General features: G+C 41.6%; 16 protein-coding genes. 15 read left to right on the forward strand and 1 reads right to left on the reverse strand.

The window, feature by feature from the left end; all coding sequences use genetic code 11:
* From nusA to QM460_RS04805, 10 genes are all read left to right on the forward strand, one after another.
* Positions 1 to 1,137, forward strand: coding sequence for a transcription termination factor NusA (nusA, locus tag QM460_RS04760; protein WP_414289393.1), 1,137 nt, complete (start codon positions 1 to 3; stop codon positions 1,135 to 1,137).
* A 22-nt stretch (positions 1,138 to 1,159) separates the two neighbouring features.
* The gene (rnpM, locus tag QM460_RS04765) at positions 1,160 to 1,453 is read left to right on the forward strand and encodes an RNase P modulator RnpM (RefSeq protein WP_414289394.1); all 294 of its coding nucleotides are present in this window, start codon (positions 1,160 to 1,162) and stop codon (positions 1,451 to 1,453) included.
* Positions 1,446 to 1,745 carry a YlxQ-related RNA-binding protein gene (locus QM460_RS04770; RefSeq protein ID WP_414289395.1) on the forward strand — a complete coding sequence of 100 codons (300 nt, stop codon included), beginning with the start codon at positions 1,446 to 1,448 and terminating at the stop codon, positions 1,743 to 1,745. The genes rnpM and QM460_RS04770 overlap by 8 nt, the downstream gene beginning before the upstream one ends.
* Before the next feature lie 16 nt (positions 1,746 to 1,761).
* Positions 1,762 to 4,515, forward strand: a complete 2,754-nt coding sequence (infB, locus tag QM460_RS04775; protein WP_414289396.1) for a translation initiation factor IF-2 — start codon at positions 1,762 to 1,764, stop codon at positions 4,513 to 4,515.
* Positions 4,516 to 4,766: 251 nt separating this feature from the next.
* Positions 4,767 to 5,117: a 30S ribosome-binding factor RbfA gene (gene rbfA / locus QM460_RS04780; protein WP_001273596.1), complete on the forward strand. Its 351-nt coding sequence runs from the start codon at positions 4,767 to 4,769 to the stop codon at positions 5,115 to 5,117.
* A 159-nt stretch (positions 5,118 to 5,276) separates the two neighbouring features.
* Entirely contained in the window at positions 5,277 to 6,056 is a 780-nt protein-coding gene (locus QM460_RS04785) for a hypothetical protein (RefSeq protein ID WP_414289397.1), read from the forward strand.
* 1 nt (position 6,057) lies between these two features.
* Positions 6,058 to 6,240: a hypothetical protein gene (locus QM460_RS04790; RefSeq protein WP_045763661.1), complete on the forward strand. Its 183-nt coding sequence runs from the start codon at positions 6,058 to 6,060 to the stop codon at positions 6,238 to 6,240.
* Between the two features lie 321 nt (positions 6,241 to 6,561).
* Positions 6,562 to 6,795, forward strand: coding sequence for a DUF1858 domain-containing protein (locus tag QM460_RS04795; protein WP_000368732.1), 234 nt, complete (start codon positions 6,562 to 6,564; stop codon positions 6,793 to 6,795).
* Positions 6,795 to 8,129, forward strand: a complete 1,335-nt coding sequence (locus QM460_RS04800) for a DUF438 domain-containing protein (protein ID WP_414289398.1) — start codon at positions 6,795 to 6,797, stop codon at positions 8,127 to 8,129. Before QM460_RS04795 ends, QM460_RS04800 begins: the two co-directional genes overlap by 1 nt.
* Positions 8,130 to 8,138: 9 nt before the next feature.
* Complete coding sequence (locus QM460_RS04805; protein ID WP_414282531.1) at positions 8,139 to 8,393, forward strand: DUF1912 family protein; 255 nt, start codon at positions 8,139 to 8,141, stop codon at positions 8,391 to 8,393.
* Positions 8,394 to 8,430: 37 nt separating this feature from the next.
* Here QM460_RS04805 and QM460_RS04810 read toward each other — a convergent pair whose 3' ends face one another.
* Positions 8,431 to 8,736, reverse strand: coding sequence for a DUF898 family protein (locus tag QM460_RS04810; protein ID WP_061862688.1), 306 nt, complete (start codon positions 8,734 to 8,736; stop codon positions 8,431 to 8,433).
* Between the two features lie 163 nt (positions 8,737 to 8,899).
* Here QM460_RS04810 and QM460_RS04815 point away from each other — a divergent pair, with 163 nt between their 5' ends.
* From QM460_RS04815 to QM460_RS04835, 5 genes are all read left to right on the forward strand, one after another.
* The gene (locus QM460_RS04815) at positions 8,900 to 9,190 is read left to right on the forward strand and encodes a DUF4651 domain-containing protein (protein WP_024053819.1); all 291 of its coding nucleotides are present in this window, start codon (positions 8,900 to 8,902) and stop codon (positions 9,188 to 9,190) included.
* Positions 9,187 to 9,504, forward strand: coding sequence for a thioredoxin family protein (locus QM460_RS04820; protein WP_414289399.1), 318 nt, complete (start codon positions 9,187 to 9,189; stop codon positions 9,502 to 9,504). Before QM460_RS04815 ends, QM460_RS04820 begins: the two co-directional genes overlap by 4 nt.
* 15 nt (positions 9,505 to 9,519) lie before the next feature.
* The gene (gene ytpR, locus QM460_RS04825; RefSeq protein ID WP_414289400.1) at positions 9,520 to 10,146 is read left to right on the forward strand and encodes a YtpR family tRNA-binding protein; all 627 of its coding nucleotides are present in this window, start codon (positions 9,520 to 9,522) and stop codon (positions 10,144 to 10,146) included.
* Positions 10,147 to 10,187: 41 nt separating this feature from the next.
* Positions 10,188 to 10,949, forward strand: a complete 762-nt coding sequence (locus tag QM460_RS04830; protein ID WP_414289401.1) for an SDR family NAD(P)-dependent oxidoreductase — start codon at positions 10,188 to 10,190, stop codon at positions 10,947 to 10,949.
* Between the two features lie 74 nt (positions 10,950 to 11,023).
* Complete coding sequence (locus tag QM460_RS04835) at positions 11,024 to 11,419, forward strand: single-stranded DNA-binding protein (RefSeq protein ID WP_061862693.1); 396 nt, start codon at positions 11,024 to 11,026, stop codon at positions 11,417 to 11,419.
* The last annotated feature ends 110 nt before the right edge of the window (positions 11,420 to 11,529 follow it).

Here is an 11,529-nt window from a genome sequence, read left to right on the forward strand (position 1 = left end):
ATGAGTAAAGAAATGCTAGAGGCCTTCCGCATTTTGGAAGAAGACAAGGGAATCAAAAAAGAAGACATCATTGATGCAGTGGTGGAATCACTTCGTTCAGCCTATCGCAGACGCTATGGGCAGTCTGATAGTGTAGCCATTGATTTCAACGAAAAAACAGGTGACTTTACAGTTTATACTGTTCGTGAAGTTGTTGATGAAGTATTTGATAGCCGTTTGGAAATCAGCTTGAAAGATGCTCTTGCCATTAACTCAGCTTACGAGCTTGGGGACAAGATTAAATTTGAAGAAGCACCAGGTGAGTTTGGTCGTGTAGCAGCCCAGTCTGCCAAACAAACCATCATGGAAAAAATGCGCAAGCAAACACGTGCTATCACCTACAACACATACAAAGAGCATGAACAAGAAATCATGTCAGGTACAGTGGAGCGCTTCGACAATCGCTTTATCTATGTCAACCTTGGCAGCATCGAAGCCCAATTGTCAAAACAAGACCAAATCCCTGGAGAAGTCTTTGCTTCTCACGATCGTATCGAAGTTTATGTCTACAAGGTTGAAGACAATCCTCGTGGTGTCAACGTCTTTGTAAGTCGTAGCCATCCAGAGATGATCAAACGCTTAATGGAACAAGAAATTCCTGAAGTTTATGACGGAACTGTTGAGATCATGAGCGTAGCTCGTGAAGCAGGTGACCGTACCAAGGTTGCTGTTCGTAGCCACAATCCAAATGTGGACGCCATTGGTACAATCGTTGGACGTGGTGGTGCTAACATCAAGAAAATTACTAGCAAATTCCACCCAACTCGCTACGATGCTAAGAGCGATCGTATGGTTCCAATCGAAGAAAACATCGACGTTATCGAATGGGTAGCCGATCCAGCTGAATTTATCTACAACGCTATCGCTCCTGCAGAAGTTGACCAAGTTATCTTTGATGAAAACGACAGTAAACGTGCCTTGGTCGTTGTGCCAGATAACAAGCTTTCTCTTGCGATCGGTCGTCGTGGACAAAACGTTCGTTTGGCAGCTCATTTGACTGGCTACCGTATCGATATCAAGTCTGCAAGTGAGTTTGAAGCCATGGAAGCAGCAGAACAAGCTGACCAGGTAGAAACAGACGAATTGGTCGAAGAATAAGAGCTGATCAGAGGAGGGGAAGATGAAAACTAGAAAAATCCCTTTGCGCAAGTCTGTGGTTTCCAATGAAGTGATTGATAAACGCGATTTACTTCGTATTGTCAAGAACAAAGAAGGACAGGTCTTTATCGACCCGACAGGCAAGGCTAATGGTCGCGGCGCTTATATCAAGCTAGACAATACAGAAGCCCTTGAGGCCAAAAAGAAAAAAGTCTTTAACCGTAGCTTTAGTATGGAAGTTGAAGAAAGCTTTTATGACGAGTTGATTGCTTATGTCGATCACAAAGTGAAAAGAAGAGAGTTAGGACTTGAATAAGCAAAAAATTATCAATCTCTTGGGTCTTGCTCAGCGAGCAGGGAAAATCATCTCGGGTGAGGAAATGGTAGTCAAAGCCATCCAAGACCAGAAAGTAAAGCTGGTATTTCTCGCTCATGATGCCGCTCCCAACCTGACCAAGAAGATTCAGGATAAAAGTCATTATTATCAAGTAGAAGTTATTACCGTGTTTTCAACACTGGAATTAAGCATAGCAGTCGGAAAATCAAGAAAGGTTTTGGCTGTGACAGATGCTGGATTTACAAAGAAAATGAGGTCTCTTATGGAATAGAAGAGGAGGACATGATTTGTCTAAGAAAAGATTGTACGAAATCGCGAAAGAACTTGGAAAAGAAAGTAAGGAAGTTGTAGCGCGTGCAAAAGAGTTGGGCTTGGATGTGAAAAGCCACTCATCAAGTGTGGAGGAAGCAGCTGCTTCAAAAATCGTAGCAAGTTTTAAACCTGCTCCTGCTCCAAAGGTAGAATCGAAACCTGTGGCTCCAAAGCCAGTTGTCACTAAGGAAGAGGCAAAACCAGCAGCACCTGTTGCCCCTAAAGAGGAAAAAGTGGCACCAGCAAAACCACAGAGTCGAAACTTTAAGGCTGAGCGTGAAGCACGTGCAAAAGAGCAGGCTGAACGACGCAAGCAAAATAAGGGCAATAACCGTGACCACCAGCAAAATGGAAATCGTCAAAAAAATGATAACCGTAATGGTGGTAAACAAGGTCAAGGGAATCGCGACAACCGCCGATTTAATGATCAAGGTAAAAAACAACAAGGTCAGCAAAATCGTGGGAATGATCGCCGTCAGCAAGAGGACAAACGTCCAAATCAAGCAGGCCCACGTATTGACTTTAAAGCCCGTGCAGCTGCTCTAAAGGCAGAGCAAAATGCAGAATATGCTCGTTCAAGTGAGGAACGCTTCAAGCAGTCTCAAGCTGCCAAAGAAGCCTTGGCTCAAGCAAACAAACGCAAGGAACCTGAGGAAATCTTTGAAGAAGCTGCTAAATTGGCTGAACAAGTACAGCAAGTTCAACCAGTGGTTGAAGTAGCTCCTGCAGCTAAAGAACCTGTAGTGGATACACGTCGTAAGAAACAAGCCCGACCAGACAAAGAACGTGACGATTTTGATCACGAAGAAGATGGTCCTAGAAAACAACAAAAGAATCGAAGTAGTCAAAATCAAGTGAGAAATCAAAGAAATAGTAACTGGAACAATAACAAAAAGAATAAAAAAGGCAATAAGCAAAACAACCGTAATCAGGCACCAAAACCTGTTACAGAGCGTAAGTTCCATGAATTGCCAACAGAATTTGAATATACAGATGGTATGACCGTCGCGGAAATTGCAAAACGTATCAAGCGCGAACCAGCTGAGATTGTTAAGAAACTCTTCATGATGGGCGTGATGGCGACACAAAACCAGTCCTTAGACGGTGAAACAATCGAACTCCTCATGGTAGATTACGGTATTGATGCTAAACAAAAGGTTGAAGTGGACAATGCTGATATCGAACGTTTCTTCGCTGAAGATGGTTATCTCAATGAAGATGAACTTGTAGAGCGTCCACCAGTTGTTACCATCATGGGACATGTTGACCATGGTAAGACAACACTCCTAGATACCCTTCGTAACTCTCGTGTTGCGACAGGTGAAGCAGGTGGAATCACTCAGCATATCGGTGCCTACCAAATCGTTGAAAATGGCAAGAAGATTACCTTCCTTGATACACCAGGACACGCGGCCTTTACTTCTATGCGTGCGCGTGGTGCTTCTGTTACCGATATTACCATCTTGGTCGTAGCGGCAGATGACGGGGTAATGCCTCAGACTATCGAAGCCATCAACCACTCAAAAGCGGCTAATGTTCCAATCATCGTAGCTATCAACAAAATCGATAAACCAGGTGCTAACCCAGAACGTGTGATCGGTGAATTGGCTGAACATGGTGTTATGTCAACAGCTTGGGGTGGAGATTCTGAGTTCGTAGAAATCTCAGCCAAGTTCAACCAAAATATCGATGAACTCTTGGAAACTGTTCTACTTGTGGCTGAAATTCAAGAGCTCAAAGCTGATCCAACAGTTCGTGCCATCGGTACTGTTATCGAAGCTCGTTTGGATAAAGGAAAAGGTGCGGTCGCAACCCTTCTTGTTCAACAAGGTACTTTGAATGTCCAAGATCCAATCGTTGTCGGAAATACTTTTGGACGTGTCCGTGCTATGACCAACGACCTCGGACGTCGTGTGAAGGTTGCAGGCCCATCAACACCAGTATCGATCACAGGTTTGAACGAAGCGCCAATGGCAGGTGACCACTTTGCCGTTTACGAAGATGAAAAATCTGCCCGTGCAGCTGGTGAAGAACGTGCTAAACGTGCTCTTATGAAGCAACGTCAAGCTACTCAACGTGTCAGCCTTGAAAACCTCTTTGATACCCTTAAAGCAGGAGAACTCAAGTCTGTTAACGTCATCATCAAAGCCGACGTACAAGGTTCTGTTGAAGCTCTCTCTGCATCACTTCAAAAGATTGATGTGGAGGGTGTTAAAGTAACTATTGTTCACTCAGCAGTAGGTGCTATCAATGAATCTGACGTGACACTTGCCGAAGCTTCAAATGCCTTTATTGTTGGTTTCAACGTGCGTCCTACACCACAAGCTCGTCAACAAGCAGAAGCTGACGATGTAGAAATCCGTCTCCACAGCATCATCTACAAGGTTATCGAAGAGATGGAAGAAGCCATGAAAGGGATGCTTGACCCAGAATTTAAAGAAAAAGTTATCGGTGAAGCGATTATCCGCGAAACCTTCAAGGTATCTAAAGTGGGAACAATCGGTGGATTTATGGTTACCAGCGGTAAAGTTACCCGTGACTCTAAAGTCCGTGTCATCCGTGACGGTGTCGTTATTTACGATGGTGCCCTAGCTAGCTTGAAACACTATAAAGATGACGTTAAAGAAGTTACAAACGGCCGTGAAGGTGGTCTCATGATTGACGGCTACAATGATATCAAGATGGATGATGTGATTGAAGCCTACATCATGGAAGAAATCAAGAGATAAGATTTTTGCTCCTTTCTTAGGTGGTGAGGGACGCAAGCAAACCGATGGTTTCATTGCTTATTTTTGAGCCTAGAGTCTCAAAAATCCCCAGTGATTGAACTGAATTATCAGTACAATCACTTTCACCACGGCGAAAGAAGCAGATAAGTTCAAATTGAACTTCGTTTCAATTTGAATTGAAAATCAATAAGTTTAAAAATAGCTAGGTCTGCTGGCCTAGCTTTTGGTTCAATTGAGAGAAAGGAAAAAGCATGGCAAATCATTTCCGTACGGATCGTGTGGGCATGGAAATCAAGCGCGAAGTCAATGAGATTTTGCAAAAGAAAGTCCGTGATCCGCGTGTCCAAGGTGTGACTATCACTGATGTTCAGATGCTAGGTGATTTATCTATGGCTAAGGTTTACTACACTATTTTGAGTAATCTTGCTTCAGATAATCAGAAAGCTCAAGTCGGGCTTGAAAAAGCAACTGGAACAATCAAACGTGAGCTTGGTCGCAATTTGAAATTGTACAAAATTCCAGACTTAACTTTCGTCAAAGACGAATCCATCGAATATGGAAACAAGATTGACGAAATGCTACGCAATCTGGATAAAAATTAAGCAGAAAGAGGGGCAACCCTCTTTTTTGTGTGTCTATAAGTAGGTCATTGTCTAGTCAGATTAGATGAGTAGAAATCAATAAAATAAATCTTGAAAATATCATTTATTCCATAAATATGATAAGATAAAGCTTGATACGAATGAAAAACGGAGATAGAGATGGCTAAAGAAGATGTGGCGATGCAAGTGTTGCAACAGGTAGTAAAACTTCCTGTCGTCAAAGTGAACCGGTCAAAATTTTTAATGGACAAATTCTCTAAGGAAGTGGCTTCAAAGGATATTCCTAGATTATTGGAAGAAGGGCCGACAGCTTTATTACCTCAGGAAACCTTAGATCGAGTGGCCAATGCCTGTATTAAAGATAATATTTTACTGGCAAGTGGGACATCTGTTTTAGCAGGTTTACCTGGAGGTATTGCCATGGCGGTTACAATTCCGATAGATGTAGCCCAGTTTTACGCATTTTCATTAAAACTAGCCCAGGAGCTAGGCTATATTTACGGCTATGATGATCTCTGGGCTTCGCGAAATGAGCTGAGCGAAGAAGCTAAAAATACCCTTTTGCTCTATCTGGGAGTGATGTTGGGAGTAAATGGTGCGGGCGCTCTACTTCGTTCTGGTGGGGTTACAGTTGCTAAGCAAGTGATGAAAATTGTAAACAGAAAGACTTTGACAAAGACTCTTTGGTATCCAATTTTGGAAAAAGTTCTGAAAATCTTTGGAGTGAATCTGACCAAGGGAGGATTGGCTAAGGGGATGGGAAAAGTTATTCCTATCTTAGGTGGAGTCCTATCAGGTGGCTTAACTTTTGCGACCATGAAACCCATGGGAGAAAGATTGCAAAAAGAATTGTCCAAATTGATTAACTACGATGAAGCACAATATCAAAGAGATGTTGCCACTATCCAAAAAGAGGTTGAAATCATCGAAGGAGAATGACATGGGGATCATAACAGTACTGGCCAAAACCTACGGTAATTATCTTCTTACAAGGCAAGCTTTAAAAGTTGCAGAAACCATAAAGAAAGATGAAAACACAGTCGTTAGTTTGGCGAAATTAGTTCTCGTAGATAAGCTTATGGATACAGCTACTTGGTTGATGAAGCCGGAGGATAAAGAATGAAATCTTTTTGGAGGTTCTTTACTCTTCTTTTTATAACACCAATTGTTGGTCTGATAAAAATACTCTGGTTCCTAATCTCTTTCGCCTTCCAATTACTGTTCTATAAGATTCTTTTTAAGATCATAGACTGGTTTTTCAAACTTCTCTGATGATCATGGTAAGGATAAGACTTTGAAATTTTACTAGGAAGAGTCTATATAATTAGAAATAATGAAGTTATACGAAATAAACTAGCAAGTCTTCTACTGCTAGTTTTTTAATCTTTGCCCTTGTGGTATAATAAAAAAGAAAAAACTGTTAGAGAATATGATGGAGGTTATGATGGACAATATCATTGATGTATCTATTCCTGTTGCGGAAGTGGTGGATAAGCATCCAGAAGTTTTAGATATCCTAGTAGAACTCGGTTTTAAGCCTCTTGCAAATCCCTTGATGCGAAATACAGTCGGACGAAAAGTATCGCTCAAACAGGGTTCTAAGCTCGAGGGAACTCCTATGGATAAGATTGTACGCACACTGGAAGCAAATGGTTACGAAGTGATTGGATTAGACTAATGGCAGATGAACGAATTCATGTCCTACGGGATATTTTATTAGAATTGCATAATGGAGCCTCACCTGAATCCGTTCAGGAGCGCTTTGATGCGACCTTTACAGGTGTATCAGCTATCGAGATTTCTCTCATGGAGCATGAGTTGATGAACTCTGACTCAGGTGTGACATTTGAAGACGTCATGGAGCTCTGTGATGTCCATGCTAATCTCTTTAAAAATGCTGTTAAGGGTGTCGAAGTTGAAGATACAGAGCATCCTGGTCATCCTGTCCGTGTTTTTAAGGATGAAAATCTAGCCCTCCGTGCTGCCTTGATTCGTGTTCGTAGATTATTAGATACATATGAGTCTATGGAAGACGAGGAAATGCTTGCGGAGATGCGTAAGGGTTTGGTTCGGCAGATGGGACTTGTAGGTCAATTTGACCGCCACTACCAGCGCAAGGAAGAGCTCTTCTTTCCTATCATGGAGCGTTATGGACATGATTCGCCACCAAAAGTCATGTGGGGAGTCGATGACCAGATCAGGGAGCTTTTTCAGAAAGCCTTGGCGACAGCCAAGTCCCTACCAGAAGTGTCCATTAGCACTGTAAAGGCTGATTTTGACGCTTTTGCGACTGAATTTGAGAGTATGATTTTCAAGGAAGAATCTATCCTCCTCATGATTCTACTAGAATCCTTTACCCAGGATGATTGGATTCAGATTGCTGAGGAAAGTGATGCTTATGGCTATGCTATCATCCGACCATCTGAGAAATGGGTACCTGAACGTAAAAGCTTTGTTGAGAAGAAAAGTGTAGAAGAACCAAGTCAGCCAGAAACTGTAGAAGGCCAAGTTCAGAAGGTTATTGATACGCCAGAAGGGCAGTTTACCATCACCTTTACACCTAAGGAAAAGGAAGCAGTGCTGGATCGCCATAGTCAACAGGCTTTTGGCAATGGCTATCTCTCAGTCGAGCAGGCTAATCTTATTCTCAACCATCTGCCAATGGAAATTACCTTTGTTAATAAGGATGATATTTTCCAGTATTACAATGACAATACGCCAGCAGATGAGATGATTTTCAAGCGGACACCTTCTCAAGTAGGGCGAAATGTTGAGCTTTGTCACCCACCCAAGTACCTTGATAAGGTAAAGACCATTATGAAAGGTCTTCGTGACGGGGTCAAGGACAAGTACGAGATGTGGTTCAAGTCCGAGTCACGAGGTAAGTTTGTCCATATCACCTATGCTGCAGTACACGATGAAAATGGAGAATTTCAAGGTGTATTGGAGTATGTTCAGGATATCCAGCCCTACCGTGAGATTGATACAGACTATTTCCGTGGATTAGAATAAGGAGAAAAAATGAGTTACGAACAAGAATTTATGAAAGAATTTGAAGCCTGGGTTAATACCCAAATCATGATTAATGATATGGCGCATAAGGAAAGTCAAAAGGTCTATGAAGAAGATCAAGATGAGCGTGCTAAAGATGCCATGATTCGCTATGAAAGTCGCTTGGATGCCTACCAGTTCTTGCTAGGCAAATTTGAAAATTTCAAGGCAGGCAAGGGTTTCCATGATTTGCCAGAAGGTTTATTTGGTGAGAGACATTATTAAGAGTTATAAAAAAAGTGTGGTCTATAAACCGCACTTTTTACATATGATGGGTATGCTTAGTAATCCATTGTTCTGTTTTTATTTTTAACCAAAATGAATAGATTCCAAGAGTGATAATCGTCAGTAAGAACCATTTGATCCAATTTCCAAATAACTGGGCGCCAGTTCCATCAAAATATAAACGTTGACCATCGATGACAGTATGTCGGACTTTCCAATCTTGCATAAAACAAACGGCCCAAGGTGTGGCAATTCCTAGAGTTAAGCTGATGATGAAAAAAGCGACAATCGAGTGCCCGATAAAGCTGAGTAATCCACCGTCAAAATAACTTTCTTTGTTCATATAGAATCTCCTTAGAATTTTATGGATAAGTAAATCGTTACTTTGAGGTGTTGTACCATAGGAGGAGATAGGAGTCAATATTTCTTGAAATGAGGAACTATAGTTCAAACGAAAATAGCATTCACGATTTGTCCTACTTATCTTTTTGTGTTACAATGTTAGCATGAAAACGAAAAATATTATTAAAACAGGTTTGGTCGTGGCAGGACTTGGAGCCCTTGCCTTTGGAGCTAAGAAAGTAGCTGATGATCACAAACTCATGAAGACGCAGGAAGAGTTGACTGCTATTGTGCGTGACTACTTTTCAGAAATGGGTGAGATTGGGACTCTCTATGTCCAAGTGTACGAAAGTAGCCTAGAACGTCTTGTTGGTGGTGTTATTTTTGAAGATGGTCGTCACTATACCTTTGTCTATGAAGATGAAGATCTCATCTATGAGGAGGAAGTTTTATGATTTCTCCTAACAGTTTAGAAGAATTAGCGAATTTAGTAGAGCAGGATGGCAAGAAGGTCTTCCTTTTTGTGGCCGACTGGTGTGGCGATTGTCGCTATATCTATCCTGCTTTACCAGAGATTGAAGAGACCAATCCAGAGTTTACTTTTATACGGGTAGACCGAGATGAGTATATGGAACTTGCGAAACTTTGGGATGTATACGGAATTCCAAGTCTTGTTGTCTTAGACAAGGACAAGGAGATTGGACGCTTTGTCAATCGCGACCGAAAAAGCAAGGAACAAATCAACAATTTTTTAGCAGGACTGAAATAGGAGAAAAGAGAAAAAATGATTTTTACATATAACAAAGAACATGTCGGCGATGTCCTTATGGTCATTGTGAAAAATAGTAGCGATGCCAAATTAGATGTTGAGCGTAAAGGTAATGTGGCACGAGTTTTTCTAAAGGAAACTGGCCAAACTGTCGCTTGGAATATTTTTGAGGTTTCTAGCTTATTTGAAATTGCAGACCGTGGACAAGTCTTTTTAACTGACGAGCAAGTCGCTCGTTTGAACCAAGAACTGCAGTCGGAAGGTTTTGCAGAAGAAATTATCAATGACAAAGAGCCTAAGTTTGTTGTTGGTGAAATTGTCGAGATGGTAGCTCATCCAGATAGTGACCACTTGAATATCTGTCAAGTTGCTGTCGGAAATGACAAGACAGTGCAAATTGTTGCCGGAGCTCCAAATGCGCGTATTGGCTTGAAAACCATTGTAGCTCTTCCTGGAGCTATGATGCCAAAAGGGAATCTCATTTTCCCAGGGGAACTCCGTGGGGAAAAGAGTTTTGGGATGATGTGCAGTCCTCGTGAATTGCATTTGCCAAATGCTCCACAAAAACGTGGTGTTATTGAGTTGACAGACGACCAAGTTGTTGGAACACCATTCGATCCGGCTAAACACTGGACAGCTTAATTTGTAACTAGTATCTATTAAACTAGATAGGAGAAAGTAAGATGGCAAAAAATGTAGTGATTACAGGTGCAACATCAGGAATTGGTGAAGCAATCGCGCGTGCCTATCTAGAAAAAGGTGAGAATATTGTTCTCACAGGGCGTCGAACAGAAAGACTTGAATCTCTCAAAACTGAGTTTGCAGAAGCTTTTCCAAATCAAAAAGTCTGGACCTTTCCCCTTGATGTGACCGATATGACAATGGTTAAGACTGTTTGTTCAGAAATTTTAGAAACTGTGGGTCAGATTGATATATTGGTCAATAACGCTGGACTTGCTTTAGGCTTAGCTCCCTATCAGGACTATGAAGAGTTGGATATGCTGACCATGCTGGATACCAATGTCAAGGGCTTGATGGCAGTCACTCGTTGTCTCTTGCCTTCTATGGTAGCAGCCAATCAAGGCCATATCATTAATATAGGTTCAACCGCAGGTATTTACGCCTACGCTGGTGCAGCAGTCTATTCAGCAACCAAGGCTGCAGTCAAAACATTTTCAGATGGACTACGGATTGATACCATTGCGACTGATATCAAGGTGACAACTATTCAGCCTGGTATTGTAGAGACTGATTTTTCAAAAGTCCGTTTCCATGGAGATGAGGCACGGGCTGCAACGGTCTATCAGGGACTTGAAGCCTTGCAGGCACAAGATATCGCAGATGCTGTAGTTTATGTGACCAGTCAGCCACGTCGTGTGCAAATCACAGATATGACCATCATGGCCAATCAACAAGCAACTGGATTTATGATTCACAGAGATTAATATTATTTAAAAAAGTTACAAATTTTGTAACTTTTTTTGATTTCCTTCGAATAGATAAGTAGGAGGATGAAAAAATGTATAATAAAATTATTCTTATTGGAAGAATCGTGGCAACACCAGAATTGCACAAAACCAACAATGATAAGTCCGTTGCACGAGCAACTATCGCAGTGAACCGTCGTTACAAAGACCAAAATGGAGAACGTGAAGCAGACTTCATCAATATTGTGGTCTGGGGCAAATTGGCTGAAACCTTGGCTAGTTATGGAAGCAAGGGTAGTCTCATTTCTGTGGATGGGGAACTTCGTACCCGTAAGTTTGAGAAGAATGGCCAGACCAACTATGTAACAGAAGTTCTCTGTACAGGTTTCCAACTCTTAGAAAGCCGCGCCCAACGTGCTATGCGTGAAAATAATGCAGGACAAGACTTAGCAGATTTGGTCTTGGAAGAAGAGGAACTTCCATTTTAATATCAATCAAATAGAAGAGCTGGTTCGCCTATAGACCAGCTTTTTCTATTATTTTTGTAGTATTGTTCGGAAATTAATTCTTAAATAGGTCAAATAAATGCACTTGTACA

The sequence above is a fragment of the Streptococcus infantis genome (assembly GCF_047464415.1).
Taxonomy (GTDB): domain Bacteria; phylum Bacillota; class Bacilli; order Lactobacillales; family Streptococcaceae; genus Streptococcus; species Streptococcus infantis_AE.

What these genes read in the sequence shown, in the direction of transcription:
- QM460_RS04795 (WP_000368732.1), top strand. Translation starts at nt 6,562, where the DNA reads ATGGACAATATCATTGATGTATCTATTCCTGTTGCGGAAGTGGTGGAT.
- QM460_RS04815 (WP_024053819.1), top strand. Translation starts at nt 8,900, where the DNA reads ATGAAAACGAAAAATATTATTAAAACAGGTTTGGTCGTGGCAGGACTT.
- QM460_RS04835 (WP_061862693.1), top strand. Translation starts at nt 11,024, where the DNA reads ATGTATAATAAAATTATTCTTATTGGAAGAATCGTGGCAACACCAGAA.
- QM460_RS04810 (WP_061862688.1), bottom strand. Translation starts at nt 8,736, where the DNA reads ATGAACAAAGAAAGTTATTTTGACGGTGGATTACTCAGCTTTATCGGG.
- QM460_RS04820 (WP_414289399.1), top strand. Translation starts at nt 9,187, where the DNA reads ATGATTTCTCCTAACAGTTTAGAAGAATTAGCGAATTTAGTAGAGCAG.
- rbfA (WP_001273596.1), top strand. Translation starts at nt 4,767, where the DNA reads ATGGCAAATCATTTCCGTACGGATCGTGTGGGCATGGAAATCAAGCGC.
- QM460_RS04785 (WP_414289397.1), top strand. Translation starts at nt 5,277, where the DNA reads ATGGCTAAAGAAGATGTGGCGATGCAAGTGTTGCAACAGGTAGTAAAA.
- ytpR (WP_414289400.1), top strand. Translation starts at nt 9,520, where the DNA reads ATGATTTTTACATATAACAAAGAACATGTCGGCGATGTCCTTATGGTC.
- QM460_RS04790 (WP_045763661.1), top strand. Translation starts at nt 6,058, where the DNA reads ATGGGGATCATAACAGTACTGGCCAAAACCTACGGTAATTATCTTCTT.
- QM460_RS04830 (WP_414289401.1), top strand. Translation starts at nt 10,188, where the DNA reads ATGGCAAAAAATGTAGTGATTACAGGTGCAACATCAGGAATTGGTGAA.
- rnpM (WP_414289394.1), top strand. Translation starts at nt 1,160, where the DNA reads ATGAAAACTAGAAAAATCCCTTTGCGCAAGTCTGTGGTTTCCAATGAA.
- QM460_RS04800 (WP_414289398.1), top strand. Translation starts at nt 6,795, where the DNA reads ATGGCAGATGAACGAATTCATGTCCTACGGGATATTTTATTAGAATTG.
- nusA (WP_414289393.1), top strand. Translation starts at nt 1, where the DNA reads ATGAGTAAAGAAATGCTAGAGGCCTTCCGCATTTTGGAAGAAGACAAG.
- QM460_RS04805 (WP_414282531.1), top strand. Translation starts at nt 8,139, where the DNA reads ATGAGTTACGAACAAGAATTTATGAAAGAATTTGAAGCCTGGGTTAAT.